Source organism: Hymenobacter setariae, assembly GCF_007713685.1.
Taxonomy (GTDB): domain Bacteria; phylum Bacteroidota; class Bacteroidia; order Cytophagales; family Hymenobacteraceae; genus Hymenobacter; species Hymenobacter setariae.
In genome coordinates, this window is sequence record NZ_VMRJ01000001.1 from 478129 (window position 1) to 504174 (window position 26046).

At 57.6% G+C, this 26046-nt stretch carries 22 protein-coding genes; 16 read left to right on the forward strand and 6 right to left on the reverse strand.

Going from position 1 to position 26046, the window contains the following annotated elements; genetic code table 11:
* The 4 genes from FNT36_RS02030 to FNT36_RS02045 all read left to right on the forward strand — a co-directional run.
* Positions 1 to 229, forward strand: a 229-nt coding sequence (locus FNT36_RS02030; RefSeq protein ID WP_233635605.1) for a LacI family DNA-binding transcriptional regulator, incomplete at its 5' end; no start/stop codon positions are given.
* Positions 230 to 1328: 1099 nt separating this feature from the next.
* Positions 1329 to 4472: a SusC/RagA family TonB-linked outer membrane protein gene (locus FNT36_RS02035; RefSeq protein WP_144843612.1), complete on the forward strand. Its 3144-nt coding sequence runs from the start codon at positions 1329 to 1331 to the stop codon at positions 4470 to 4472.
* A 52-nt stretch (positions 4473 to 4524) separates the two neighbouring features.
* On the forward strand, positions 4525 to 5976 hold the full coding sequence (locus FNT36_RS02040; RefSeq protein ID WP_233635606.1) for a RagB/SusD family nutrient uptake outer membrane protein: 1452 nt from the start codon (positions 4525 to 4527) through the stop codon (positions 5974 to 5976).
* A gap of 428 nt (positions 5977 to 6404) precedes the next feature.
* Positions 6405 to 7466 (forward strand): LacI family DNA-binding transcriptional regulator, encoded by a 1062-nt coding sequence (locus tag FNT36_RS02045; RefSeq protein WP_233635607.1) that lies wholly within the window; start codon positions 6405 to 6407, stop codon positions 7464 to 7466.
* 2 nt (positions 7467 to 7468) lie between these two features.
* Here the strand turns inward: FNT36_RS02045 and FNT36_RS02050 are convergent, their stop codons facing one another.
* Both FNT36_RS02050 and FNT36_RS02055 read right to left on the reverse strand, forming a co-directional pair.
* The gene (locus FNT36_RS02050; protein WP_233635608.1) at positions 7469 to 7894 is read right to left on the reverse strand and encodes a PaaI family thioesterase; all 426 of its coding nucleotides are present in this window, start codon (positions 7892 to 7894) and stop codon (positions 7469 to 7471) included.
* A 17-nt stretch (positions 7895 to 7911) separates the two neighbouring features.
* Positions 7912 to 9414: an ArnT family glycosyltransferase gene (locus FNT36_RS02055; RefSeq protein ID WP_144843622.1), complete on the reverse strand. Its 1503-nt coding sequence runs from the start codon at positions 9412 to 9414 to the stop codon at positions 7912 to 7914.
* Between the two features lie 154 nt (positions 9415 to 9568).
* Between FNT36_RS02055 and FNT36_RS02060 the strand changes: the two genes are divergently transcribed.
* The 3 genes from FNT36_RS02060 to coaD all read left to right on the forward strand — a co-directional run bounded on the left by FNT36_RS02060 (position 9569) and on the right by coaD (position 11661).
* Complete coding sequence (locus FNT36_RS02060; RefSeq protein ID WP_144843625.1) at positions 9569 to 10060, forward strand: NUDIX domain-containing protein; 492 nt, start codon at positions 9569 to 9571, stop codon at positions 10058 to 10060.
* Positions 10061 to 10179: 119 nt separating this feature from the next.
* The gene (locus FNT36_RS02065; RefSeq protein WP_233635609.1) at positions 10180 to 11073 is read left to right on the forward strand and encodes a DUF3822 family protein; all 894 of its coding nucleotides are present in this window, start codon (positions 10180 to 10182) and stop codon (positions 11071 to 11073) included.
* A 120-nt stretch (positions 11074 to 11193) separates the two neighbouring features.
* Positions 11194 to 11661: a pantetheine-phosphate adenylyltransferase gene (gene coaD / locus FNT36_RS02070; protein WP_144843631.1), complete on the forward strand. Its 468-nt coding sequence runs from the start codon at positions 11194 to 11196 to the stop codon at positions 11659 to 11661.
* A gap of 73 nt (positions 11662 to 11734) precedes the next feature.
* Here the strand turns inward: coaD and FNT36_RS02075 are convergent, their stop codons facing one another.
* Complete coding sequence (locus tag FNT36_RS02075) at positions 11735 to 12229, reverse strand: DUF4199 domain-containing protein (RefSeq protein ID WP_233635610.1); 495 nt, start codon at positions 12227 to 12229, stop codon at positions 11735 to 11737.
* A gap of 281 nt (positions 12230 to 12510) precedes the next feature.
* Here FNT36_RS02075 and FNT36_RS02080 point away from each other — a divergent pair, with 281 nt between their 5' ends.
* Together FNT36_RS02080 and FNT36_RS02085 are read left to right on the forward strand one after the other, a co-directional pair.
* The gene (locus FNT36_RS02080) at positions 12511 to 14142 is read left to right on the forward strand and encodes an ABC-F family ATP-binding cassette domain-containing protein (RefSeq protein ID WP_144843637.1); all 1632 of its coding nucleotides are present in this window, start codon (positions 12511 to 12513) and stop codon (positions 14140 to 14142) included.
* A 117-nt stretch (positions 14143 to 14259) separates the two neighbouring features.
* A complete protein-coding gene (locus FNT36_RS02085) occupies positions 14260 to 15069 on the forward strand; it encodes a hypothetical protein (RefSeq protein ID WP_144843639.1) in 810 nt (269 codons plus the stop codon).
* A gap of 87 nt (positions 15070 to 15156) precedes the next feature.
* Here the strand turns inward: FNT36_RS02085 and FNT36_RS02090 are convergent, their stop codons facing one another.
* Positions 15157 to 15327, reverse strand: coding sequence for a lmo0937 family membrane protein (locus FNT36_RS02090; protein ID WP_144843642.1), 171 nt, complete (start codon positions 15325 to 15327; stop codon positions 15157 to 15159).
* A 205-nt stretch (positions 15328 to 15532) separates the two neighbouring features.
* On the opposite strand from FNT36_RS02090, the gene FNT36_RS02095 reads away from it, so the two are divergent.
* Together FNT36_RS02095 and msrA are read left to right on the forward strand one after the other, a co-directional pair.
* Positions 15533 to 16420: a 3-hydroxyacyl-CoA dehydrogenase family protein gene (locus FNT36_RS02095; RefSeq protein WP_144843645.1), complete on the forward strand. Its 888-nt coding sequence runs from the start codon at positions 15533 to 15535 to the stop codon at positions 16418 to 16420.
* Between the two features lie 102 nt (positions 16421 to 16522).
* On the forward strand, positions 16523 to 17062 hold the full coding sequence (gene msrA, locus FNT36_RS02100) for a peptide-methionine (S)-S-oxide reductase MsrA (protein WP_144843648.1): 540 nt from the start codon (positions 16523 to 16525) through the stop codon (positions 17060 to 17062).
* A gap of 170 nt (positions 17063 to 17232) precedes the next feature.
* Here msrA and FNT36_RS02105 read toward each other — a convergent pair whose 3' ends face one another.
* Positions 17233 to 18093 (reverse strand): 2,3,4,5-tetrahydropyridine-2,6-dicarboxylate N-succinyltransferase, encoded by an 861-nt coding sequence (locus FNT36_RS02105; protein ID WP_144843651.1) that lies wholly within the window; start codon positions 18091 to 18093, stop codon positions 17233 to 17235.
* A gap of 173 nt (positions 18094 to 18266) precedes the next feature.
* Positions 18267 to 19475, reverse strand: a complete 1209-nt coding sequence (locus FNT36_RS02110) for an alpha/beta hydrolase family protein (protein ID WP_144843654.1) — start codon at positions 19473 to 19475, stop codon at positions 18267 to 18269.
* Between the two features lie 360 nt (positions 19476 to 19835).
* On the opposite strand from FNT36_RS02110, the gene FNT36_RS02115 reads away from it, so the two are divergent.
* The 5 genes from FNT36_RS02115 (at position 19836) to FNT36_RS02135 (ending at position 25936) form a co-directional block, all read left to right on the forward strand.
* Positions 19836 to 21053 carry a glycosyltransferase family protein gene (locus FNT36_RS02115; protein WP_144843657.1) on the forward strand — a complete coding sequence of 406 codons (1218 nt, stop codon included), beginning with the start codon at positions 19836 to 19838 and terminating at the stop codon, positions 21051 to 21053.
* A 101-nt stretch (positions 21054 to 21154) separates the two neighbouring features.
* On the forward strand, positions 21155 to 22174 hold the full coding sequence (locus FNT36_RS02120; protein WP_394348933.1) for a 3-oxoacyl-ACP synthase III family protein: 1020 nt from the start codon (positions 21155 to 21157) through the stop codon (positions 22172 to 22174).
* Positions 22175 to 22273: 99 nt separating this feature from the next.
* Positions 22274 to 22930 (forward strand): metal-dependent transcriptional regulator, encoded by a 657-nt coding sequence (locus FNT36_RS02125; RefSeq protein WP_144843660.1) that lies wholly within the window; start codon positions 22274 to 22276, stop codon positions 22928 to 22930.
* 100 nt (positions 22931 to 23030) lie between these two features.
* Complete coding sequence (mnmE, locus tag FNT36_RS02130) at positions 23031 to 24434, forward strand: tRNA uridine-5-carboxymethylaminomethyl(34) synthesis GTPase MnmE (RefSeq protein WP_144843663.1); 1404 nt, start codon at positions 23031 to 23033, stop codon at positions 24432 to 24434.
* Between the two features lie 209 nt (positions 24435 to 24643).
* A complete protein-coding gene (locus tag FNT36_RS02135) occupies positions 24644 to 25936 on the forward strand; it encodes a citrate synthase (RefSeq protein ID WP_144843666.1) in 1293 nt (430 codons plus the stop codon).
* Positions 25937 to 26046: the final 110 nt, after the last annotated feature.

Consider the following 26046-nt stretch of genomic DNA (forward strand, 5'->3'; position numbering starts at 1 on the left):
CGGCTTCCTGCTTAGCTTGCAGGGCTCATTCCTACCCTTTTCTTTTCCTCCCGTGTCCTCCGTTACCCTGAAGCAGCTGGCTCAGCAGCTAGGTTTGGCTTCTTCTACCGTGTCGCGCGCGCTGCGCAACGGCGCCGACATCAGTGCCGAAACTAAGCGCCGCGTGCAGGCGATGGCGGCCGAGCTACACTTGCTTGGGGCGCGTGGGCGCGAGCTGGCCCAATACTAGGTCAGTTTGGCTAGCGCACGGGCACTGCGTAGCTAGCTCAGGGTGCGCTGCCTGACCTGATTGCGGCCTCGCAGCCACCAAGCAAGTCTGCGTAGCGCTGAGTCGGAGGTCTTTCCTAGTCAACAAACTTACGAGAGTAGCTGAAAAGAAGCGTAAGTCTAAGAGCGTGTTTGAATTTTGTAAAAACGGCCTCTTAAGCGTCGTGCTGAGCTTGTCAAAACATTTCTATCGCTTCTTTAAACAGCTCCAGATGCAGCGGTAGAGCTGCTTCGACAAGCTCAGCACGACAGTTTTATAAAATCCAGGCACGCTCTTAGACCTAGTAGCTCTAGCTTGCTGGCACATGCTCGCCTGCTACTACCTCCCTTTCCCAGAATAAGCAAGCTCTGCGCGTTACTCAAGCCGCAACGGGGAACATATACCTTCTAATTACGACTGGCTACGGCCATTGTTAAAAAAGATGCGTCAAAAATATTTATTCAAAAAACACAAATTAAGGACAGAACAAACCGATATTTAGGATTTTTACAAGATAAGTAGTGTATGAAATCGATTGCAGTGCATGCAGCGAAAGCAATGCTTAATGAAGAAAAGATTAAGTAAATTATGAAGTTATTAAAGTTATGCTCTTTATTAGCGGTCGTAAGTGCAAAGAATCTAACTGATACCAAAGAGTGCATGAGGAAACATTACACCCCTTTTTATGTGCAGAGCCTGCACAATCATAAGGCTGCTACAAACCCAGAGGTGGGATAATACCGATAGCGTAGGAGAGGATGCCGAAGGTTCGGCGTGCCCACTGATATTTAGGGGAATGTACTCGACTGCTACATGATAGCAGCAGGTACACGTGTGCTTCTTATGAGCAGAAGAGTAGCTACTGAGAAATAATCAGCTAGCAAGACCAACCTAGGCTATTCTTTCTCAGCTTTTTGCGGATATATTCAGCGCGCCCGCCCAGCTAAGCCATTAGCGATGGGCGACTCAAGTAGCTGCAGCAGAAGGAGAAGTGTAGGATAGCCAATGAGAAAGGGCTAGGCAGGAAAAAAGAAAGGGTGCGGTAATCAACACCTTATTTATTCAATAAATCACATTTCATATGAAGCACGCTTTACTATCCAGCGTTGTTTTGGTGTCAGCCCTCTCTACGCAGGCTTGGGCACAGAACAAGGCTCTGACAGGCCGAGTGACCGACGCCGCTACCGGTGAAGGATTGCCCGGGGTAACCGTCCGCCTCAAGGAAACGGCCACGGCGGCGCCAACCGATGAGCAGGGCAACTACCGCATCAGCGTGCCGGCTAGCGGAGGAACCCTGGTATTCTCTTTCATTGGCTACACCAATAAGGAGGTGACCGTGGGTAGCCAGTCCACTATCAACGTGAGCCTGGCAAGCGACGCCAAAAGCCTGAACGAAGTAGTGGTAGTGGCCTACGGTACAGCCGACCCCGCCACGTTCACCGGCTCTGTGGCCCAGATTGGAGCCGAGAAGCTCGCGCAACGGCCCGTCACCAACATCACCAATGCCATTGCCGGTCAAGCCCCTGGTGTGCAGGTGTCGGCGGGTTCCGGGCAGCCGGGCTCCGGCCCAGATATCCGCATCCGGGGGTTCAGTTCTGTGAACTACGCCAACGACCCACTGTATGTAGTGGACGGGGTGCCGTACACGGCCGGCTTATCGAACCTGAACGCGGAAGATATCGCGAGCATCTCGATTCTAAAAGACGCCGCTTCTACTGCTCTCTACGGCTCCCGGGCCACCAACGGGGTGGTGATGATTACCACCAAGCGGGGCAAAAAAGACCGGGTGCAGGTCAACGTCAGGGCGTTGCAGGGCGTTTCCTCACGCGCAATTCCCGAGTATGACCGCGTGAATGCGTATGAGTATTACCCGCTAATGTGGGAAGCCTACCGGAACAGCCTGATTAGCTCGACCGTGACCAGCGCGCAGGCGAGCCAACGGGCAACTGCTGACATCAAAGGACTATTGGGCTACAACCCATTCAATGTAGCGGACAACCAGATTGTCCGACCGGATGGCACCCTGAACCCGGATGCGCAGTTGCTGTGGGGAGATGACCTAGACTGGGAGAAGGCGTTGACCAGAAGCGGCTCCCGCTCCGATTATACCGTGAGCTTCAACGGAGGGTCCGAGAAGAGCGACTACTACGTATCGCTGGGCTACCTGAACGAGAAAGGCTATGTGATTAAGTCGGACTTCGAGCGATTTGCGGGCCGCATGAACGTCAATACCAACCTAACCAAGTGGTTCAAGGCGGGCGTGAACCTGAACTACACCCTCACCAATTCCAATCAGGCGAACACGGGCAGCGCCACGGGCTTTGTAAATCCGTTCTTCTTCAGCCGCGGCGTGGGTCCTATCTACCCCATCTACCAGCACGACCCCACCACGGGCGCCTACGTGCTCGACGCGAATGGCGAGCGGATATATGACCTAGGTGGCTCCTCCCCGACCATGACGCGCCCGGTGTACCCGGGCCGGCACATTGTGGCCGAAACCAATTGGAACAACTATCTCTACCGCCGCAATGTACTGGGTGGTAGAACCTACGGGGAAATCACTTTCTTGAAAGACTTCAAGTTTACGGCCAACTTCGCCGCGGACATCACCAACTACGAAGAGCAGACTTACGAAAACACCGTGGTGGGAGATGGCGCTCCAGCCGGGCGGGCGGGCCGCATTCTGTACAACCTGACGAGCTACACGGCCAACCAGCTGCTTAATTACACCCGGACGCTAGCCAACGTGCACGCTATAGATGTGCTGGTGGGCCACGAAAACTACAGCCGGAGCCGTGACTACCTGAACGGCACCAAGTCGGGGGAGATAGTGGCCGACAACACACAGCTGCAGAACTTTACCACCATCAATAGCTTCAACACCTATCTGCAGGAGCACAAGATAGAGTCTTATTTTGGGCGGGCGAACTATACGTACAACAACAAATACACTGTTTCCGCGTCGTACCGACGAGATGGCTCTTCGCGGTTCTATAAGGATGTACGTTGGGGAAGCTTCTGGTCGGTCGGGGGGTCCTGGCGCTTAGACCAAGAAACTTTCTTCACCAAGCCCAACTGGGTTGACATGGTGAAGCTTCGGTCGTCGTACGGGCAAGTGGGCAACGAAAACCTCGAAAACGCGGACGGCAGCCAATTCTATGCGTGGCAAGCGCTGTACACGCTAGGCCAGAACAACGCCGCCGAGCCCGGTTTTTCGCAGGCTACCCTAGGCAACCGGGGGCTGGTGTGGGAGAAAAACAACAGCCTCGACGCGGGGCTTGAATTCTCGTTGTTCAAAAACCGACTGAACGGTTCGGTAGAGTATTTCAAGCGGACATCAAAGGACCTGCTGTTTGAGGTGCAGTTGCCGCTTTCCAGCGGGGTAGCCAACCGGATTGAAAACGTAGGCGAGATGTACAACAAAGGCATCGAGGTCCGGCTGGCCGGTGATATCATCAGAACTAACGCCTTCACTTGGAACCTAGACGTAAACTGGACTACCTACAAAAACCAAATAACCCGCCTGCCTTATCCAGAGCTGGTATCGGGCACCAAAAAGCTGAAAGAAGGTGAAGATTTGCAGGCGTTCTGGCTACGCGAGTACTACGGTGTTGACCCAGACAACGGCAATGCCCTCTATCGCGCCATCAACTATACGGAGGCCAACAGCAAAATCATCGGGGCCGATACCGTGACCTGGAATGCTAACAACGCCCGATACCACTACGCCGGCTCGGCTATTCCTAAGTTCTCGGGCGGCTTCACTAATACCTTCTCCTTCAAAGGGTTCACCTTGTCGGCCCTGGTCACCTACTCGGTAGGCGGCAAGTTCTATGACAGCCAGTACGCGACCCTTATGAACCACGGCACCTACGGCGGCGCCATGCACAAGGACATGCTGAACCGGTGGCAGAACCCCGGGGATATCACGGATGTACCGAAGCTGCAAGTAGGCAACACGGCCAACCTGGCGGCCGCTTCCGACCGCTGGCTGATAGATGCCTCTTACCTGAACTTCCGGTCGGTGAGCCTGAGCTACAATATCCCGGCTCCGCTCACCACTAAGCTGAAGTTGCGCAACGTGAACATCTTCGCCACCGGCGAAAACCTGGCGCTGGTTTCCAAGCGCAAAGGCATGAACGTGGCGCAAGCCTTCTCCGGCACCACGTCGGCGGTGTACCTGCCCGCCCGGGTGCTTTCACTAGGAGTAAATCTTTCTTTGTAGCAACTGATTGGTCATGAAAAAGACGATATACAGCGCGTTGCTAGTCAGCGCAATGATTTTTTCCTCCTGCAAAAAGGAGTACCTGGAAACGACGCCCACTACTGCCGTGACGGAGGGCGACGTGCTGTCCAGCACCAAAAACGGGATGGCGGCGCTGAACGGCATCCACCGGATGCTGTATACCCAGCACAACGGGAGCCAGAACCAAGGCGGCGAAGGGTCCATGAAGATTATGATGGACGCCCTAGGAGAGGATTGGGTGCAGACGATAGGAACCAGTTGGTGGTCTGGGGAGCATAACTGGATTTCACACCGGAATGCTACCTCTACGACTACCTATAACCACGCCTGGTACTATTTCTACTACCGCATCATCGCTAATGCCAACGTGCTCATCAATGGGCTAGGCAACGCCACCGGCCCGGAAGCTGAAAAGCAGATGGTGATTGGGGAGGCCTTGGTGTACAGGGCCTGGGCTCATTTTCAATTGGTGCAGGCCTTCGGAGAGCGGTACGACGCTAGCAAAACCAACAGCCAGCTAGGGGTACCCCTAATGGTTACCAGTACCACGGAAGGCCAGCCGCGCGCCACCGTGGAAGCGGTCTATACCCAAATCAACGCGGATTTGGACGCGGCCATCGGGATGCTCACCGGCGCGGCCAACCGCCCGGCAAAATCGCATTTTAATGCGGCAGTGGCCAAAGGCATCAAAGCCCGGGTAGCCCTCACGATGCAAAACTGGCCCGTGGCCGCACGGCTTGCGCAGGAAGCCATCCAGCAGAGCGGCGCTACCCTCATGAGCCGGACGCAGTACACGAGCGGGTTCAACAGCGTAGACAACCCGGAGTGGCTGTGGGGCAGCAAGATGCAAGCTGACCAGACTAGCTATTTCTACTCCTTTTTTGCCTACATGTCGGCCAACTACAGCTCGACGGCCATCCGGCAAAACCCGAAGAAGATTAATTCGGTGCTCTACAACCAAATCCCCACCACTGATATTCGCAAGTCGCTCTGGGACCCGACTGGCGCCAGCATCCCGGCCCCGGCCACAGGCGTGAAAGCGCCGTATGGGCAGAAGAAATTTTTGGTGGCGGACCCCAATCTGAGCATTGGGGACGTGCCGCACATGCGCTTGGCCGAGCTGTATTTGATTCAGGCCGAAGCCGAAGCCCGGCAAGGGCTGACCTCCGCCGCGGGCAGTTTGTTTACGTTAGTGAGTGCACGAGACCCACAATACGTCCGGTCCACCCGCACGGGCCAAGCCTTGGTAGACGAAATCCTGATTCAGCGCCGGATAGAGCTGTGGGGCGAAGGCTTCCGGTTCCTGGATTTAAAACGCACTAACAGCGCGTTGGATAGAACGGGCAAAAACCACATTACGCAGTGGGCGTGGGCCCTCACGGGTGGCAACTTACAGGTTGCCCCAGGAGTCAAGGAGTGGCAGTTCCTTTTCCCGCAGGCCGAGCTCAATGTCAATAAAGCCATTGTGCAGAACCCACTGTAGAAACAAGGGTAGAAAAAACAAAGCAGAGAAAGGCCTGGTCTTTCTCTGCTTTGTTTTTTCTACCCTCTATTGTTGAGGGTAGTTGAAACCTACGGCGAACTATCATTTGATGCTCGTGCTGGAACTGGTGCTCGCACTTCAACACGAGATTCTGGACCTTAATACCTGCAGTATTTGCTGCTGCAAGAGCAGCTGGCGGCGAGTGGCATCAAAATGGGGCGCGACAAACGCCATCATCGCGTGCAAACGCACTCCTTTCTTATCTCTACCGAACCTGTGTATTGCAACAAGACCAGGGCTGCGGCTAGGGTAGATAAGCTAGTCCCATGCTAGTCAGTCAAGCTATACCCAACCTAGGCAGCGTACAAGTTTATCCCGGCTTCCTGCTTAGCTTGCAGGGCTCATTCCTACCCTTTTCTTTTCCTCCCGTGTCCTCCGTTACCCTGAAGCAGCTGGCTCAGCAGCTAGGTTTGGCTTCTTCTACCGTGTCGCGCGCGCTGCGCAACGGCGCCGACATCAGTGCCGAAACTAAGCGCCGCGTGCAGGCGATGGCGGCCGAGCTACACTACCAGCCCCACGCCTACGCCAGCGGGCTGCGCAACCAGCTTAGCCACACCATCGGCGTGGTAGTACCGGAGGTAAACGACCGTTTTTTCTCGCTGGCTATTGATGGCATTGAGGAAGTAGCCCGCCAAAACGGCTACCACATGCTCATTTGCCTCACCCATGACAGCTACGACCTCGAAGCCCAGGTAACGCGGCAGCTCACCCGGGGCCGGGTCGATGGCGTGCTCATCTCGCTGGCTGGCGAAACCCAGGGTCCCGCCCACTTCGAGCAGCTGAGCAGCCGGGGGGTGCCGCTGGTATTCTTCGACCGCGTGAGCGACGCCCTAGGTACGGCCACGGTCACGACCAATGACTTCGACGCGGCTTACCAGGCCACCGAGCACCTACTCAGCTCTGGCTGCCGCCGCGTGGCTTATTTGCTCATGTCGGGCAAACTCTCTATCGGCAACCAGCGGCAGCGGGGCTATGAGGCTGCCCTAGGGGCCCACGGCCTGAGCCTCGACCCCGACCTGCTGCTCGAAAGCAGCGGCTCGAACGATGAGAACACCGCGGCCATTAAGACCCTGCTGCAGCGGCGGCCCGATATCGATGGCTTATTTGCCTCCACGGGGCGGCTAGCCCTCAGCGCCTACCAAGCCTGCCAAGAGCTAGGCCGGGTCATCCCGCAGGATATCAAAGTCATTGGTTTTTCAAACCTAGAAATAGCCTCGCTACTGGCGCCGCCGCTGTCCACCGTCACGCAGCCGGCCTATGAGATTGGCCGCGAGGCCGCCCGCTTGCTTTTCAGCGCCATTATTGAGAAAAAGCCCTTGCTAGCCACGCAAAGCATGGAGCTGCCGGCCGAGCTTATCGTGCGGGGCTCTACGATGGGCAGCCCAGTGGTAAGCAAGACGGCCCCAGCTCAGCAGCTGGCCACCCCCTAGGGCTACTGCACCACGGCCATCGTGGCCGAGGCCTTGGCCACAAGTACGTCGTCGCACCACACTTCGGCTTCGCAGAAGTGCAGGCGCCGCCCGGCTTTTAGTACCCAGCCAATGGCCTTGAGGCGGGTGCCCACGCCGGGATTCAGGTAGCTCACTTTCAGGTCGGAAGTAACCACGCCCACTTCGTCGGGCACGAGAGTGACGGCCGCAAAGCCCGCCGCTAGGTCGGCCATAGTAGCCACTAAGCCGCCGTGGGCAAAGCCCCGCTGCTGCTGGTGCTGCTGCCCTAGGGCCAGCTCGGCCTCGATGCGGCCTGGCTCGATGCGGGTAAGGTCGGCCCCAATGAGGTGCATAAAGTGCTGGCGCTCCAGCTTGCGCCGAATACGGGTTTCTAGGTCAGCGGCGGGAGGCAGGGAAGAGTCGGACACGAACAACTAAAGAGAAATTATTTTGTGGCAAGCGGCTTAGCAGCCGGGCCGGTGATTTCATACAGGGTGCAGCTCTCGCGCTCGTCGACGAGGCGCACGGCATAGCGCTGCAACAAGCGCGTGCGCAGGTCGGGCAGGCACACTAGTACCTGAGCGCCGGGGGCGAGCCGCTGCGGCAGGCTGTCGGGGCCGCAGCAGCGCAGGTGCAGCCCGCGCGCGCCCAGCGTTTGCTGATAAAAGTGCAGGCTGCCAAAATAATTATCGTCGTAGTAAGCCAGGATATGCGCCGGGGTTTTGGCCGGGCGATAGTCGCGCACGTAGGCGCTGTAGGCCCGGTATTCGCCCCACACCTGGTAGCCCGAGCGCTCTTGCTTTATCCAGTAAAACGCCCGACCTATCGGAATGGCGACTAGGCCCATGGCTAGCGCGCCGCCCAGCAGCGGGCGCCACCAGGCGCGCTGCACCCAAGCTGGTAGCCAGCTTTGGGCCTTAGCGTAGGCTGCCCCCACCCCTAGGGCCAGCAACAAGGCCAGCGCCGGCAGCATAGGAGCCGTGTACCACTCAAACTTGGTCACGGAAAACGTGATAACGGCCAGCCACTCCACCAAAAACAGCCCGAGCAATACACCTAGCCGGCGGCTTGGCGAAGTGGGCCCTACGGCCAAAAAACCCACCAGTGGCAGTAGTGGCAGCCAGTAGCGGCACTGGTATTTCACAAGGTTAGTGACGTGAAATAGCAGCGGATGCGGGCCATATGACAAGTCGTGGGCGTAGCGCCCGCCTAGCTCGTTTTCCCACACCGCGGCGAGGTAGCCCGGCAGTGCCAGCTCACGCAGCAGGTAGTAGCCCACTGGGCCCGCCAGGCCCACCGCTACGGCCCCCCAAAAGGCAGGACGACGCAACGTAGCCACTAGCTTTTTTTCTACCAGCAGATACAGCGCCAAGCTAGGCAGGCCCAGCACCCCCGCCACGCCCTTGGTGAGCACGGCCCCGCCCACGGCCCCCGCCGCCCAGAATAGGTAGCGCCGCCGCCCAGTTTCGGTGTAGGCGAAGGTGGCTAGTAGCTGCCCCAGCACCCAGAAGCACAGCAGGGCGTCGTAGTCGCCGCTGCGAGCCAGGTGCGGACCACGGTAGCCGGGCATAGTCACGAGCAGTGCCCCGGCTAGCAGGCCCAGGCCTGGGCGGCCCATCCGGCGGCCCGCTAGGTATAGCAGCACCACTACTCCTAAGGAGGCCAGCAGCGATGGTATCCGCACTGCCACTTCAGTAGGCCCTAGCAAGCCTATACTCGTAGCTTGCAGCCAGATAAGCAATGGAGGCTTGGTATTCCAGAGGTCGGGGCGGTGGTCGAAGGTGGTAATGAGCCACTGCCCGCCCGAGCGCAGCATTTCTAAGGAATTAACCGCTTGGCGGGCTTCATCCCAGCTCTGAATGGGCAGGGCACCTAGGTCGAAAGCCAATGGCGACCCGATGAGCAGTAGGGCCAGGACAGTTAAAATTATCTCGTATTTTTTTAGCATAAATGCTTACGCACCAACCAGGCACCGGGCAAAGATAGCCGCCGCCTAGGGCGCCGGCCGGCCTATAGGCAAACCGCTAAGCCTCCCTACACGTTAGGGCAGGGCTACGCTTCCTGTCCTAGGCTTCGATAAGAAGCTTGGCCTGACTACAACTATGGTACAAACTGATGACTTACTGCGCCCCTACGCCGGGCAGGTGCGGGTGCGGGTAGGTGGCGTGCTGCTGCGCGAAGGCACGCTGCTGCTGGCTGCCCACCGCGGGCTACTGGCCAATGGCGCCCCTTTTTGGTCGCCGCCCGGCGGAGGTTGGGTATTTGGCGAATCGCTACGCGAGGCGGTGCGCCGCGAATTCTTAGAAGAAACCGGGCTGGCCGTACATGTGGGCCGGCTGCTGCACCTGCACGAGTTTAGGCAAGGTGAGCTGCAAGCCTTGGAAATCTTTTTTGAAGTGCAGCCCGACGACCCCACCGCTGTACCTCAGCTGGGCCACGACCCTGAGCATGGGTCCGAGCGCCAGCTACTCACAGAATTGGCTTGGTTTAGCCCACGCCAGCTACTGGCCTTGCCACCCGCGCAGGTGCACCCGGTGCTGCGTGGCCTGCTGAGCGTCGACGATGTTTTTGTGCCTCAGCAGCTGCTTAATTAGCTGTAGCTTAGCACCTAGCTAGTGCAGCACTTGTGACCAAGGCGGCACGCTGCGCGTATTGGTCGGGCCTGCATGCTACTTTTACCCTCGGCAGCCGCTAGCGGCTGCCGCTTTTGCCTGTGCCTGCTACCGCTATTCTTCCACCTTCATCGGCCTTGCCGCCCGCCCCTGTGGCGCAGCTGCATGATGAGGCTTTCGACCCTTCTCGCCTAGGTGCCTATCACCTCGATATACTGCTCACTGAGGGCCACTGCCGCCTAACCGTGCGTGAGGCAGCCCGCCAAAAAGTAGTGGTATTGGAAGACTGGACCTTGGCTGCCGCCTCGGCCCTACCAGCTCTGGCAGCCGGCCACGAGTTGCTAGGCCGCGCTGGCTGGGCCGGCGTGCGGCTGGCGGTGGGCGGCGGAGCTTTCACACTGCTGCCCGCTCCCTTGTTTCGGCCCGGCGACGAGGCTGCGTACCTAGGATTACACTACACCTTGGGTGCCACTGAGCAGGCCCTGGCTTATGCGCTGCCGCCCGGCTCGCCCGCCCACGAGCTAGTGAGCATTTTTGGTACCGAGGCGGCAGTGGCCGAGTGGCTGCAAGCTACCCACGGCCCCACGGCGCGCCTGCTGCACCACACCAGCGCGCTGGTAGCTGGCCTGCTGCACCAGCGCGGCCCAGCGGCTCCTACCCGGCAGCTCTACCTGCACCTAGCCGGCCCCGAGCTCACGCTGGTAGTGTTGGGCACCCAACTGGAGTTTTGCAACGTCTTCGCCATCAGCACGCCCGAAGATGCGGTGTACTACACTATTCTGGTGATGCAGGAGTTGGGGCTCAATCCCGACCAGGACACAGTAACTATTTGGGGCGACCTCACCAGCGAGTCAGCCATCTTCACGCTGCTGCGCACCTACGTGCGGCACCTGCGCTTTGGCAGTCGCCCCTTCGGCTTGCAATACAGCTACCGCCTCAACGAGCTAGCCGAGTGCCGCCACTTCGAGCTGTTTAGCCTGGCATTCTGCGATTAAGAGCTTATAACTAAGCACTATCATATTGCCTAATAGCTTGTGAGCCTAAGCAATACCGCACCTGCCGCTTGCTAATTAGTTACTATCAGGTCAAACAGACTGCTAAATGCTAGCCGCCAAATGAAAAAGATTGCCCTTTTTCCCGGTTCTTTCGACCCGTTTACCAACGGCCACCTCGATGTGGTGCGACGGGGTGCCGAGCTATTCGATGAAATTATCATCGCCATCGGCAACAATAGCAGCAAGCAGCGCTACCTACCCGTGGAGTGGATGGAGCAGCAGATAACCGAGCTATTTCGAGATGAGCCGCGCGTATCGGTGCGCAGCTACCGCGGCCTCACCGCCGATTTTGCCCGCGACACGGGAGCCCGCTACCTGCTACGCGGCTTGCGCAACACCACTGATTTTGAATACGAAAACACCATTGCTCAGGCCAATCGCCACGTCAACCCGGCCCTGGAAACAGTGTTTCTCATTACCTCGCCGCTACTGGCGGCTATTAGCAGCACCATCATTCGCGAGATTCATCGTTTCGGCGGCGACGTAAATCAGTTTGTGCCGTTTGCCCTACCTAGGGCGCAAGGATGAGGCTGATATAACTAAAAAGGCCCTGCTTTCTTGAAAGAAAGCAGGGCCTTTGCTATTGGACAATTGTGATATCCTAGCTCTCTTCCAGCATTTGCAGTGGGTTCGATACTTGTACTTTGTAGTACTGCATGGCCACTAGCGCGGTGATAACTCCGGTCATAGCACCCATCAGCACAATGGCGAGTAGGGCTACTACTACCGACAAATCGAAACCAAACAGATTTTCTACCTGCGTAAGGTCCATAGAGTTAGGCATTACTACCGTCAGGATTACGAAGAACAGACCTAAGACGATAGAGGCCACCAGTGCTGTGATAATGCCGGTGCCGTAGCCACCGAGGTAGGGCATATGGTCGCCGCGCACGTTGCGGAAATTGCGAATAGCCAGTACTGAGCCAATAATGAGAATCAGTACGTCGAGCGAGCCGGCCTCGATGCGCGAGAAAAAGCCTAGCAGCGCGGCCACTAGCGTGTAAGCGCAGAGCACAGCCGCCGTGATGAGGCCGTAGCGGAAACCGTTTCGTTCGGGGGTCAGAACAGGAGCAATGGAAGTGGAATGGGCAGCCATAAAAAGACAACTACATGAGGTGAGGAAGCAGCCAAGCCAGCTAGTGCGGCGGCCTAAGTTGCTATACTGCATTTAAGGGCTTGGCGTTGTGCCTAGGCTGCTTAAAAACTGTCAACTAATACCCTAAGCTGAACCATAGCAGTAGGCTGGTGGTCACTGCTAGCGGGCACAAATTGGCGGGCGGGGTTGTTAGATAACTTAAGGCTCAGAGGCACCCGTTCGGCAAACCCGAGGGGCGCTGTATTTTTGCAGGGCTATTTGTAGTTTTTATTCTGGCTTAGATGATTTCGACCACCAACGTGAGCTTGCGCTATGGCAAGCGGGTACTGTTTGAAGACGTAACGGTGAAGTTTCTGCCGGGCAACGTGTACGGCCTCATCGGGGCCAACGGGGCCGGCAAATCCACCTTTCTAAAAATCCTCTCGGGCGAGATTGAGCCTAACACGGGCTCGGTCGAAATGCCGGCTGGCCAGCGCTTGGCCGTGCTTAAGCAGAACCAGTTTGCTTACGACGACCAAGAAGTACTGAAAACCGTCATTCAGGGCCACCAGAAGCTGGCTGATGTGATGCGCGAGAAAGACGCGCTCTACGCCAAGTACGACGTGGGTACTGCCACCGACGCCGACGGCGAGCGCCTAGGTGTGCTGGAGGGCGAGTTTGCCGATATGGAAGGCTGGGATGCCGAGTATAAGGCAGCCGAATTGCTGAGCGGCCTCGGCATTACAGAAGACAAGCACTACTCGCTGATGTCCGACCTAGGGGCCAGTGAAAAGGTGCGCGTACTGCTGGCGCAGGCCTTATTTGGCAACCCCGACGTACTGCTGCTCGACGAACCGACCAACAACCTCGACGCTGAGAGTGTGCTTTGGCTCGAAAACTTCCTTGACAATTTCGAGAACACCGTTATCGTTGTCAGCCACGACCGGCACTTCTTGGACGCCGTGTGTAACTACATGGCCGACCTCGACTTCTCGAAAATCACGATGTACCCTGGCAACTACACTTTCTGGTATGAGAGCAGCCAGCTCGCGCTGCGCCAGCGCCAGGAAGTGAATAAGAAGACCGAGGACAAGCGTAAAGAACTCGAAGAGTTTGTGCGCCGCTTCTCGGCCAACGCCTCGAAGAGCAAGCAGGCCACCAGCCGCCAAAAGCTGCTGCAAAAGCTGACGCTAGAGGAAATTAAGCCTTCGTCGCGCCGCTACCCCTACATCGCCTTCAAGCCTGAGCGCGAAGCCGGCAACCAGCTACTAAGTGTGGAAGGCATCAGCAAATCGGTAGACGGCCACCCGGTGCTAAAAAATGTATCGTTCTCGCTTGACAAGGGCGATAAAGTAGCCATCGTGGGCCGCGACGACCGGGCTGCTTCTCTCCTATTCGACATCATCTTTGGCGAAGCCAAGGCCGACAAAGGTGACTACAAGTGGGGCACCACCATCACGCCGAGCTACTTCCCGAAGGAAAACAGTGCCTATTTCCAGGCCGATAATATGAACCTCGTGGACTGGCTGCGCCAGTACTCGATAGAAAAAGACGAGAGCTTTGTGCGCGGCTGGCTGGGCCGCATGCTGTTCTCGGGCGAGGAAAGCCAAAAGAAGCCTAACGTGCTGAGTGGCGGCGAGAAAGTGCGCTGCATGCTGAGCAAAATGATGCTCGAAAGCGGCAACGTACTGGTGCTCGACGACCCCACGAACCATTTGGATTTGGAAAGCATTCAGGCTCTAAACAACGGCCTCAAGGACTTCACGGGCTCGCTTATCTTCGCCTCGCACGACTTGCAGTTTATTGACACGGTCGCCAACCGCATTATCGAGCTCACGCCCGATGGCATCATTGACCGCCGCATGAACTACGAAGAGTACCTAGCCGACGAAACCCTGAAGGCGCAGCGCCAGAAGATGTATCAACTGGCGTAGTCGATTAAAAATTAGGAATTAAAAATAAAAATTGCTTCTTGACTAAGCCCGAGGAGCAATTTTTAGTCACTCCATTTTTAACCGCTGATTTCTAATTCTTAATTTTTAATTCTCTTCATGAAGCGCTTGCTTTTTTCGTCGCTGCTAGGTGCAGTGGCACTGCTGGCTCCTGGCCGCAGCTGGGCCCAAGACAAACCGGTGCTGAACACGGCCCCCGTAGTGGTGCCCGCTCCGGTCCCGGTGGTGCCGCCGGCCCCCGTGCCCGTGCCGCCCGCTACGCCGGTCGAGACCCCAGCCACCACCACGCCTACCCCTGCGCCCACTACCCCAGCCAACACTGACCTACCCCAGCCCGATACTTACAGCCCATCGGGCCTAGAGCTGCCCGAGCGCGAACAGAAGCGCAAGGCGCTGGAGCAGCACGCCGAGCAATACACCAAGATGTTTGTCTACTCGGGTATCGGGCTAGGCTACAGCTCGTACTACGGCCTAAGCAACTTTAACTTCAGCATATCGCCGGCCATCGGCTACCGTGTCAGCGACCGGTTCTCTATCGGCCCAGGCATCAGCTACGCCTACAACTACTACGGGGCCGACAACGGCTACGGTGGCACCACTAGCTTTAATACTAGCAGCTTAGGGGTTAAAGGGTTTGCCCAGTTTATGGTGTACAACCAGTTCTTCGTGCACGCCGAATATGAAGTAACCCGCGCCGAGCTACTGGCCGTTGACAACAACGGCTACCTCACTGGGGGCAAGGTAATTCGTTCGGTTCAGACGCCGCTGCTTGGGGCAGGCTACCGCTCGCAGATTAGCAATCGCGCCGCCGCTGATATCGTATTGCTTTACAACTTCCAGGACGACTACAACAGCATTTATCCTAACCCCGTCATCCGGTTTAACTTCTTGTTCAATATCGGGCGCTAGCCAAATAGTCTAGTCCATAAAAAAGCCTCCGCTACTTCACGTAGCGGAGGCTTTTTTTATATAGCGTTAGCTAGGCAGAATGCCTGCTTACACCGGGCGGCGGCCACTGATAACGCGCAGCAGAATAGCCACAATAGCGATTACCAGTAGAATATGAATTAGGCTATTGCCCTGGATGCCGGTGCCTAGGATGCCGAAGAAGCCGAGGGCCCATACAATGATGAGGATGACGGCGATGAGATACAGGAGGTTACCCATGAGTGAAAGGAGACGTGTTAAGATTGGAAGGGTGGTAAAAGGCTTTCTAGGCCTTCTGAGGCTTTGTACGACGTCGCCAAAAAAAAGATGAATTTGTTAGTATAATTTTGGCTATTGTGGGTGGCACCCCGGCTGCCGGAGGGCTGGCGAGTAATTTTGCGCGGTTCAATTAGTTCTTTTTCGCCTCTTACTAGCGCTCCCACCCATGCAAGTTGCCGTTATCGGTTCGGGTACTATGGGCAATGGCATTGCCCACGTGTTTGCCCAGCACGGCTTCGCCGTTTCGCTCATCGACATCAATCAGCCTGCCCTCGACCGAGGCATGGCCACCATCACGAAGAACCTAGACCGCCAAGTAGCCAAGGCTACCTTGAGCGAGGATGATAAAACCGCTACCCTAGGTCGGCTGCGCACCTTCACGAGCATTGAAGCGGGCGTGGCCGGCGCCGAGCTGGTAGTGGAGGCCGCCACCGAAAACGTGGACCTCAAGCTCCAGATTTTCCGCGACCTCGACCAGTACGCGCCCGCCGGGGCCATCCTGGCCAGCAATACTTCCTCAATTTCGATTACCAAAATTGCGGCCGTCACCAAGCGCCCGGCCCAGGTTATCGGCATGCACTTCATGAACCCCGTGCCGGTGATGAAGCTGGTGGAGGTTATTCGGGGCTACGCCACTTCCGACGAAGTGACGCAGCGCGTGATGGACTTGTCGCGCCAGCTCGGCAAGACGCCCACCGAGGTCAATGACTACCCCGGCTTCGTGGCCAACCGCATCCTGATGCCCATGATTAACGAGGCCATTATCAGCCTCTTTGAGGGCGTGGCCGGCGTAGAGGAAATTGACACCGTGATGAAGCTCGGCATGGCTCACCCCATGGGGCCCTTGCAACTGGCCGACTTCATTGGTCTCGATGTTTGTCTGGCCATCTTGCGCGTATTGCACGACGGCCTCGGCAACCCTAAGTACGCGCCTTGCCCGCTGCTGGTAAATATGGTGATGGCCGGCCGCCTAGGGGTGAAATCCGGTGAAGGGTTTTACCAATACACTGCCGGCTCGAAGGACCTCGTAGTGGCCGAGCGGTTCAAGAAGTAAGCAATCGTTACCGAACGGTATTGCTCTGTTTTACGTTAATTGGGTACGCTGCTACAGCAGGCAGCGCACTTTAGAAATTCAGCGCAGACCCTGCGATACTTTATGGAACATGCAACTTTCGGAGCCGGCTGCTTTTGGTGCGTCGAAGCCGTTTTTCAGAATTTAAAGGGGGTAGAGAAAGTGGTATCTGGCTACGCCGGGGGCCGCATCAAAAACCCTACTTACCGCGAGGTGTGCAGCGGCATGACTGGCCACGCCGAAGTGATTGATATCACCTATGACCCGGCCGTTATCAGCTACAAAGAGCTGCTAGAAATATTCTGGAAAACCCACGACCCCACGACGCTCAACCGCCAAGGGGCCGACGTGGGCACGCAGTACCGCTCGGTTATCTATTACCACAACGACGAGCAGAAACAGCTCGCCGAGGAATATAAGCAGAAGCTCAACGAAGGCCAAGCTTTCCCTAACCCCGTGGTAACGGAAATTACGGCCGCGCCTGAGTTTTACCCCGCCGAGGACTACCACCAGAATTACTTCAACATGCACGGCCATGAGCCCTACTGCCAGTTTGTGGCCAAGCCCAAAGTGGACAAGGTAAAGGCACTGTTTGGCGAGAAACTGAAGTCGGTAGCCGCGTAAAGATTGATTTTAAGTCTATAAAAAAAGCCCGCTGATTAGCGGGCTTTTTTTATAGACTACACCTGTCATGCTGAGTTTGCGAAGCATCTTATAACGCTAGCATAAAATACTCAATCGTGACAAGATGCTTCGCAAGCTCAGCATGACAGGTGTAGTTCAACAACTCTTATTTACACGCTCACGCCAAAATCACGCAGCGCGTCATTCAGGCTCGTTTTCAAGTCGGTGCTGGGCTTGCGCTGGCCGATAATGAGCGCGCAGGGCACTTGGTAGTCGCCGGCTGGGAAGCTCTTGGTGATAGAGCCGGGAATGACGACCGAGCGGGGCGGCACATAGCCCTTGTACTCCTTGGGCTCGTCGCCGGTCACGTCGATGATTTTGGTGCTGCCGGTGATAGTCACGCCTGCACCAATTACGGCCTCCTTGCCGATGCGGCAGCCTTCGACCAAGATGCTACGCGAGCCGATGAAGGCGCCATCCTCAATGATAACCGGGGCCGCCTGCACGGGCTCGAGCACGCCGCCTAGGCCTACGCCGCCGCTTAGGTGCACACCCTTGCCCACCTGGGCGCAGCTGCCCACGGTAGCCCAGGTGTCCACCATCGTGCCTTCGCCTACGTAGGCGCCAATATTGGTGTAGCTCGGCATCAAAATGACGCCGGGGGCTAGGTAGGCACCGTAGCGGGCCACGGCGGGCGGCACCACGCGCACTTTCTGGGTGGCGTAGTCAGTTTTGAGAGCCATCTTGTCGTGGTACTCGAAGGGACCGACTTCCTGCGTTTCCATTTTGCGAATGGGGAAGTAAAGAATAACTGCCTTCTTCACCCACTCGTTGATGGTCCATTCGCCGCCTTCTTCGGTGGGCGGCTCGGCTACGCGGAGTTTGCCTTTGTCAAGGTCCTCAATCACGTGCTCAATGGCAGTTTGGGTTTCGGGTTGGTCGAGCAGGGTGCGGTCGGCCCAGGCAGCTTCGATGGCCTCTTGGGCGGCAAAGCGGTCGAGCACGGGGCTGTGATGGCTGGTAGTATCCATGAAAAAGTGAAGTAAAACTGAGGGCAAAAATAGCCCCGCGCTTACGTCATTTTTTCAGAAAGAATAGGGTAGCACTACCACCTAGGTGCACAGCTGGCCGCCTACCGTGCCAAAAGCCTGCTACTCAGCTCAGCTACTGAGCGCTGGGCCAGCGGGCCGAAGTACTCACCGGCTTACTTATCTAGCGACTGTATCCAAGGCAGGGCGTCGGCCATCATGGGCAGGATGCTTGTGGCGTGCGTACCGTTAGGGATGGAAATAAACGAGACGTTGGTAGCACCCGCCGCCTGAAAACGGGCGTAGGTACTGGCCGATGTTTGGTAGAATACGCTCTCATCGGCGGTGCCGTGGTAGAGGCGCGTAGGACTGCGCGGCACCCAGTTGGCAAAGCTGTTGTCGGCCAGCTGCTGCTTTAGCGCCAACTCGCCGCTGGCGCTACCTAGGGCAGTGTAGAAGGTGGGCGTAAACAGCGCTACTGGGCTGGTGGTGAGCTGCGCATCGATGGTAGCTCGGTCTTTGGTACCGTCGAGCAGCGCCGGAATGCGAGTGGCGTAGGGCGCCTGGAAAAAGTCGGTTAAGGGTCGGTTCCAGCCGTAGGTGGTGTTGTAGCCTTGCAGCAAAAGCGCCAGAAACGACGGCGTAGCATAGGTAGGCGTAGTGGCAATGCCGCTGAGCATACCTGGCAGGTCGTAGCCGCCCGCACCCGCGGCAGCAGCCGTGAGCGTGAGCTGATGCACGGAATTAGTCTCAATTTCCTGCTGCGCGGCCATTGTGACATAGCCGCCTTCGGAGTAGCCTACCAAAAACAGGTTTTTATTGGTCGCAATGTTTTGCTGCTGCAAAAAATACTTGGCCGCCTTTAACATATCGACCACCGTGCTGGCCGAGGTAGCCTTGTCGAAGTATGGCTGCACCACATTGCTTGACGCACCTAGGCCGATAAAATCGGGGATAACCGTGACGAACCCGGCGCTCGCAAACAGCTCGAAGCCAGTGAAAGCACTGGGAAAGTTGGAGGGTGCATCGGCCTGCCGAAACATAGTTCCATGCTGCGCGCTGAGCAAAGCGGGCGGGACAGGTGTATTAAGCGGCACGCCCAGCAAGCCAGATACTTGAATGAGCTGGCCTTTATACGTCGTTTTGTATAAGAACTTGTAATACGCAGCGTCGTACTTGAGCTGCGGCACAAACGCCCCAAAGCCAGCCAGCGCGGCAAAGGTTTGCAGCTGTAGCTTGGGCACCGTGCCAATGGATTGCGCCGCTACAAATAGGTCTTGGCCGCTTGGCTGCGTAGGCTGCGGGTCTTCGGTAGTGCGGCGGCAACTACTTACAAACAAGCTGATTAGCAGTAGCCAACGCAGCGGGTAGAGGAGTGTTTTCATAGTGATGGAGAAGGGCAAAGCTGATTTAGCTACTCAGCAAGACTGCCGCTCCAGCACCACCAGCAATAATACTTAAGCAATATATACTAAAGTTATTCTATGATTTACTGATGATGCACTGAGCATCGTACCTAGGCGCCCGGCATCACCCTGGCCCTTGGCACTACAGCTACCAGGTGGCCACAATGCCAACTCTCAAGCAATCATCTAATGGACAATACATTACGCGTATTTCAACTGTGACTTAGCCTAATTATGACACGCCGCCGCCAGTTAGCATAGGTTATCTTTGCTACCTACTGCCCTCTGTCGGCTTTCACTTCAGCTGTTCTATTTCCGGCTTTTAGCAGCGGTTAGCGCGTGCTCTCTTCCGACTTCTCTAGTCCTGTCAATGCAGCTATCGTGCTGCTAGCCTCGGTGCTCAAGCCCCTGGATGACACCCGCATGCGAGGCAAGTTTGCCGAAACCCTGCTTCAGCGCCCCGACTTGCACCTGCACATAGCCGGGCGCGCTGCGAAAAGCTCAGCCGCCGCAGCTCCCCAACCACAGCTCCAGCAGCACGCTATTTTTCGGGGCTCGCGCCTGAGTCTGGGGCGGCTGGCCGCTCAGTGGCGCTATTGGCAGCTACTGCGCACGCTGCGGCCGGCGCTGGTAGTGGTGCATGCCCCCGAGCTGCTGCCGCTCACGCTGCTGTGGCAGCACTTAGGGCGCGGCCGGCAGTTTATTTACGACATCCAGGAAAACTTTGCGCTTAATATTCGTAGCCAGGGAGTGTACCCAGCTGTGGTGCGCCACGTGCTAGCTGCGCTGCTGCGCCAGGTAGAAACGGTAGCCGCCCGCCGCGCGGCCGCCGTAGTATTGGCCGAGGCCAGCTACGCCGACGAGCTACCCTACTTACCCGAGTTGCCGGCTGGCCGGGTGTTGCTGCTCGAAAACAAATACCAGCCACAGCCCGGCGAAGTGCTGCCCCGCACCGCCCGCCCGCTGCCCACCCGCACCGAGCCGCTGCGCCTCTTGTTTTCGGGCACCATTGCAGAGCTCACGGGGGTGCGCGAAGCTATTGAGCTGGCCCGGCACCTAGGGGCCGCCTGGCCGGGCGGGGCGCGGCTCACTGTCATTGGCTTTTGCCAGCAGCCGGCGCTGCTGGCCGAGTTGCAGCAGCTAGCGGCTGCCGAGGCCAGTTGGCTCACGCTTATCGGCGGAGCGGCGCTGGTGCCACACGCGCAGATAGTGGCCGCCATGGAGCACAGCCACCTAGGGCTGCTGCCCTACCGCCCGCATCCCAGCACCGAGCACTGCCGGCCTACCAAGCTGTTTGAATATTTGGCCCACGGCCTGCCGGTGCTAGTGCCGCCCAATCCGCTATGGGCAGCGCTGGTGCACGCGCACCAGGCGGGGCTGGTGGTTGATTTTGCGCAGCCCGCAACTGCGGCAGTGCAGGTAGTGGCGGCCCTCCCAACGGCCGCTTTTTACCCGGCTGGCCCGCCTACTGATGAAGTACTGTGGGTGGGCGAAGGCAAAAAATTACGGCATTTGCTGGATTGCCTGCTGCCACCCGCCACCTTTGTGCCCGCTTAGCGTAGCCCGGAGGAGGTAATTTTGGGTTTCTCTCCTTCTTACTTAGCTAGCGCAGGCTGGCTTATACCCTCCCCTCCCACCCCTTTTTCCGTTCATAGTCAATGGCTTCTCCTACTACCTTGCGCCGCGCCGAAATTGCGGGCGTGGGCCACTACGTGCCCGACCGCGTGGTCAAAAACGCGGACCTCGAAGAAATGATGGCTACCTCCGACGCCTGGATTCAGGAGCGCACCGGCATTCAGGAGCGTCGTTGGTTTGAGGAAGGCAAGGACACGACCGCCGGCATGGGCGCCGAGGCTTCGCGCCGCGCGCTAGCCGCCGCTGGCCTACAGCCCGACGACGTGCAGCTCATTGTGTTTGCCACGCTCTCGCCCGATTATTTCTTTCCTGGCTCGGGCGTACTCATGCAGCGCGAGCTGGGTATGACCAATAATTGCCCTGCCCTCGATGTGCGCAACCAGTGCTCGGGCTTTATCTATGCGCTGTCGGTGGCCGACCAGTTCATTCGCACCGGCATGTACGACAACGTGCTGGTGGTAGGCTCCGAAATCCACTCCTCTGGCCTCGACAAGTCGACCCGCGGCCGGGCAGTATCCGTCATTTTCGGCGATGGCGCGGGCGCGGTGGTACTGCGGCCATCAAGCCAGGAAGGCCACGGCATCTTGAGCACGCACTTGCACGCGCAGGGCGAGTTTGCGGAGGAGCTGATTGTGAAAGAGCCTGGTGCTAACCGCGACAACCGCACCGACTACGTAGCCGACAACCGCGAAGGCATGTACCCTTACATGAACGGCCAAAACGTGTTCAAGCACGCCGTGGTACGCTTTCCGCAGGTTATTAAGGAGGCACTCGACCAGAACGGCCACCAGCCTCAAGACATCGACCTGCTCATTCCGCACCAAGCCAACCTGCGCATTACGCAGTATGTGCAGCAGAAAATAGGCCTAGGCGACGATAAAGTATTCAGCAACATTCAGCGCTACGGTAACACTACCGCCGCCAGCATTCCGATTGCACTCAGCGAAGCCGTGCAAGAAGGTCGGGTGAAACGCGGTGACCTCGTGTGCCTAGCCGCTTTCGGCTCGGGCTTCACCTGGGCTTCGGCGCTGATTAAATGGTAGTTGGCAATGAGCAATTAACGATAAGCCATAAGCAGTTCGCTGCGAATTAGCGCTTCTGTTACCTGCTCATTGCTCATTGTTAATTGCTCATTGAAAGCAATGCCCTCACACACCGAAGAAAATTATTTAAAAACCATCTATAAGCTGGCCGAGGCCGAGCCAGGGCAAGACGTGAGCACCAACCGCATTGCGGCGGCGCTCACTACCCGGGCGGCCTCCGTGACGGATATGCTGCGCCGCTTGGCAGAGAAAGAGCTGCTGCACTACGAAAAGTACCGTGGCGTGCAGCTCACACCCGAGGGCCGGCGACTGGCATTGCTCACGGTGCGCAAGCACCGGTTGTGGGAAGTATTTCTGGTGCAGCAGTTGGGCTTCAACTGGGACGAGGTACACGAAGTGGCCGAGGAGCTGGAACATGTGCAGTCGCCGCTGCTAATGCGCCGGCTCGATGAGTTTCTGAATTACCCCACCCTCGACCCCCACGGCGACCCTATTCCGGCCGAGGATGGGGCCATGCGCCGCCCCACCCAGCGCCTGCTAGCCGAATTGGAAGTAGGCGACCGCGGTACCCTAGCGGCCGTTAAAGACACCTCTGCTCCCTTCCTCCAATACCTTGATAAGGTAGGTCTTCCCCTAGGTGCCCAGGTTAAAGTGCTAGATAAAGTAGCCTTCGATAACTCTCTAGAGCTCCGCATCAACCGCGAGCGCACTATTTTGATTTCAGCCGAAGTCGGGCGTAATCTGTTTATCACCTAGGGCGTCGAGTGCTAGCCTCGCCTGCGCGATGGCATACTTACCGGCTGCGTAGCCACGCCCGCCTATTACCTCCGACTAATCCGCTAAATCCGACTAATTCGTGGTCCAGACATTATCTGATACTATCGTGGCCTTGTCCACGCCGCCTGGTGCAGGCGCACTGGCCGTGGTACGCCTTTCGGGGCCCGATGCGGTAGCTATTACGCAGACACTGTTTTCGAAGAAAAACCTGGCTATCCAGCCCGGCCATACCCTACACTACGGCACCCTGCGCGACCCCGCTAGTGGCCAGATTCTGGACGAAGTAGTGGCGGCTCTTTACCGTGCGCCGCGCTCCTACACCCGCGAAGATGTGGTGGAGCTGTCGGGCCACGGCTCCGATTTTATTGTGCGCCAAATACTGGCCGCGCTGCTACGCCAGGGCGCTCGCCTAGCTGAAGCGGGCGAGTTTACCAAGCGCGCTTTCCTAAACGGCGCCCTCGACCTAGCGCAGGCCGAAGCCGTGGCCGACCTTATTGCAGCCGACTCGGCGCTCTCGCACCAAGTGGCGCTAAACCAGCTGCGCGGTGGTTTTTCTAACGAGCTACGCGAATTGCGAGCACAGCTCATCAAGTTTGCCGCGCTGCTCGAGCTAGAGCTGGACTTTGGCGAAGAAGATGTGGAGTTTGCCGACCGCAGCGGCCTCACGCGCCTGCTTAGCGAGGTGCAAGGCGTGGTAAGCGGGCTGCTGCGCTCCTTCGAGCTCGGCAACGTGATTAAGAATGGCATCACGACCGTTATTGCAGGGCGGCCCAACGCGGGCAAGTCTACACTGCTCAACGCCTTATTGCGCGAAGAACGCGCCATCGTATCCGCCATTCCGGGCACTACTCGCGACTTTATTGAGGATGAGGTAAGTATCGACGGGCTGCGCTTCCGCTTCGTGGATACGGCCGGCCTGCGTGACAACCCTGCCGACGAGGTAGAGGCTATTGGGGTGCAGCGTACGCGCCAACGCATTGGGCAGGCAGCTTTATTACTGTACCTCTTCGACTTAACGGAGATGACGCCGGCCGAGGTGCAGGCCGACCTAGGCGAACTGACGGCCGCGCATCCTAAGCTGCCCGTGCTGGTAGTAGGCAACAAGCAGGACGCGGCCACGCCCGCGCAGCTCGCCGCTTTTGCCCAGCATTCTACGCAAGGCCTTACAATTCATACTATTGCCGCGGCGCCGCGCCAGGGGATTACGGAGTTGCAAGAAGCACTGCTGGCCCAGGTGCGCGGCGCAGGCCTAGCTACCACTGGCGCTGCCACTATCGTCACCAATGTGCGCCACGCCCGCGCTCTGGAGGCCGCGGTGCAGCACCTAGGGGCCGTACAGCAGGGCCTAGCTACCGGCCGGGGCACCGAGCTACTCGCCGCCGACTTGCGCCATGGCCTCGGCGCGCTAGGCGAAATCACGGGTGATATCTCGTCAGATGACCTGCTGACGAGCATTTTCACTCAGTTTTGCATCGGAAAATAACCTATTTGCTAGTTAGGCCCTCGCAATTAGTGCAAACGTTACCGGCTGGCTTGTAGCCTCAGAAAAGGCCAGTTAGCAAAACCTAAGTTCGCGTTCGGCTGTAGTAAGTGAGTGCTCGCCCGGTTAGAAATTTCCCGGCTTACAGCCTAGGCCTTAGCTTCGCGCCTAGATTATTCCCTGACGTTAACCACCCACTCTCCCCTAGTACAATGGCAGAAACTGCTGACCTCACCCTCGATGGCAAGACAATTAGCTTGCCCGTTATCGAAGGCACCGAGCACGAAAAGGCCTTCGACATCGGCAAGCTACGCGACCAAACCGGCTACGTTACCTACGACCCAGGCTATAAGAACACCGGCGCCACCAAAAGCGCCATCACGTTCCTCGACGGGGAGGAAGGCATTCTGCGCTACCGGGGCTATCCCATCGAGCAACTCGCCGAGCAGGCCAGCTTCCTGGAAGTAGCTTACCTACTGATTTACGGCACCTTGCCTACGCAAGCCGAGTTCGATGCGTTTCGCTACGAGATTACGCAGCACTCGCTGGTGCACGAAGACATCCGCAAGATTCTCGACGGCTTCCCGTCGTCGGCCCACCCCATGGGCATTCTGGCGTCTATCGTGTGTTCGCTCACGGCCTTCTACCCTAAGAGCATCGCGCCCGAGCTGAGCAAGGAAGAGCTGAATCTGAACATCGTGCGCCTCATCGCCAAGCTGCCGACCATTGCAGCTTGGAGCTACAAAAACTCGGTGGGCCACCCCTTTGTGTACCCTCGCAACGAGCTCGACTACACGGCCAACTTCCTCTACATGATGTTCAGCTACCCCACGGAGCAGTATGAGCAAAACTCTGTAGTGGTGAGCGCCTTGAATAAACTCCTCATCCTGCACGCCGACCACGAGCAAAACTGCTCGACCAGCACCGTGCGCCTAGTAGGCTCTAGCAATGCCAGCCTTTACGGCTCGGTATCGGCTGGCATCAACGCGCTGTGGGGCCCGCTGCACGGTGGTGCTAACCAAGAGGTTATCGAAATGCTCGAAGCCATCGAGCGCGACGGCGGTGATACCAGCAAGTTCATTGCCAAGGCCAAGGACAAGAACGACTCGTTCCGCCTCATGGGCTTTGGCCACCGGGTGTATAAGAACTTCGACCCGCGCGCCAAAATCATCAAGAAGGCTGCCGACGAGGTATTGCAGGCCCTAGGTGTGCAAGACAGCCCGCTGCTGAAAATAGCTAAGGAGCTAGAAGAAGCCGCCCTCACTGACCAGTATTTCGTGGACCGCAAGCTGTACCCGAACGTAGACTTCTACTCGGGCATCATCTACAAGGCAATGGGTATTCCGACCGAAATGTTCACCGTGCTCTTCGCCATCGGCCGCCTCCCCGGCTGGATTGCCCAGTGGAAAGAGCTGCGCGAAAACAAAGAGCCCATCGGCCGCCCGCGCCAGATTTATACCGGCGAGACCGAGCGCAACTACGTGCCCATGGCCGAGCGCGCCTAGGTAGCTACTTACCGACCTAGTAAAAAGCCCCACCTGCTGGTAGCAGGTGGGGCTTTTTACTAGGTCGCTTCTCTCCTCTCCTACTGTGGCGGTCAGCTGCGCAAGCTTCC

What these genes read in the sequence shown, in the direction of transcription:
- FNT36_RS02080 (WP_144843637.1), top strand. Translation starts at nt 12,511, where the DNA reads ATGATTTCGACCACCAACGTGAGCTTGCGCTATGGCAAGCGGGTACTG.
- FNT36_RS02135 (WP_144843666.1), top strand. Translation starts at nt 24,644, where the DNA reads ATGGCAGAAACTGCTGACCTCACCCTCGATGGCAAGACAATTAGCTTG.
- FNT36_RS02125 (WP_144843660.1), top strand. Translation starts at nt 22,274, where the DNA reads ATGCCCTCACACACCGAAGAAAATTATTTAAAAACCATCTATAAGCTG.
- FNT36_RS02095 (WP_144843645.1), top strand. Translation starts at nt 15,533, where the DNA reads ATGCAAGTTGCCGTTATCGGTTCGGGTACTATGGGCAATGGCATTGCC.
- FNT36_RS02120 (WP_394348933.1), top strand. Translation starts at nt 21,155, where the DNA reads ATGGCTTCTCCTACTACCTTGCGCCGCGCCGAAATTGCGGGCGTGGGC.
- FNT36_RS02060 (WP_144843625.1), top strand. Translation starts at nt 9,569, where the DNA reads ATGGTACAAACTGATGACTTACTGCGCCCCTACGCCGGGCAGGTGCGG.
- FNT36_RS02035 (WP_144843612.1), top strand. Translation starts at nt 1,329, where the DNA reads ATGAAGCACGCTTTACTATCCAGCGTTGTTTTGGTGTCAGCCCTCTCT.
- FNT36_RS02090 (WP_144843642.1), bottom strand. Translation starts at nt 15,327, where the DNA reads ATGGGTAACCTCCTGTATCTCATCGCCGTCATCCTCATCATTGTATGG.
- FNT36_RS02085 (WP_144843639.1), top strand. Translation starts at nt 14,260, where the DNA reads ATGAAGCGCTTGCTTTTTTCGTCGCTGCTAGGTGCAGTGGCACTGCTG.
- FNT36_RS02075 (WP_233635610.1), bottom strand. Translation starts at nt 12,229, where the DNA reads ATGGCTGCCCATTCCACTTCCATTGCTCCTGTTCTGACCCCCGAACGA.
- FNT36_RS02105 (WP_144843651.1), bottom strand. Translation starts at nt 18,093, where the DNA reads ATGGATACTACCAGCCATCACAGCCCCGTGCTCGACCGCTTTGCCGCC.
- FNT36_RS02110 (WP_144843654.1), bottom strand. Translation starts at nt 19,475, where the DNA reads ATGAAAACACTCCTCTACCCGCTGCGTTGGCTACTGCTAATCAGCTTG.
- FNT36_RS02040 (WP_233635606.1), top strand. Translation starts at nt 4,525, where the DNA reads ATGATTTTTTCCTCCTGCAAAAAGGAGTACCTGGAAACGACGCCCACT.
- FNT36_RS02055 (WP_144843622.1), bottom strand. Translation starts at nt 9,414, where the DNA reads ATGCTAAAAAAATACGAGATAATTTTAACTGTCCTGGCCCTACTGCTC.
- msrA (WP_144843648.1), top strand. Translation starts at nt 16,523, where the DNA reads ATGGAACATGCAACTTTCGGAGCCGGCTGCTTTTGGTGCGTCGAAGCC.
- coaD (WP_144843631.1), top strand. Translation starts at nt 11,194, where the DNA reads ATGAAAAAGATTGCCCTTTTTCCCGGTTCTTTCGACCCGTTTACCAAC.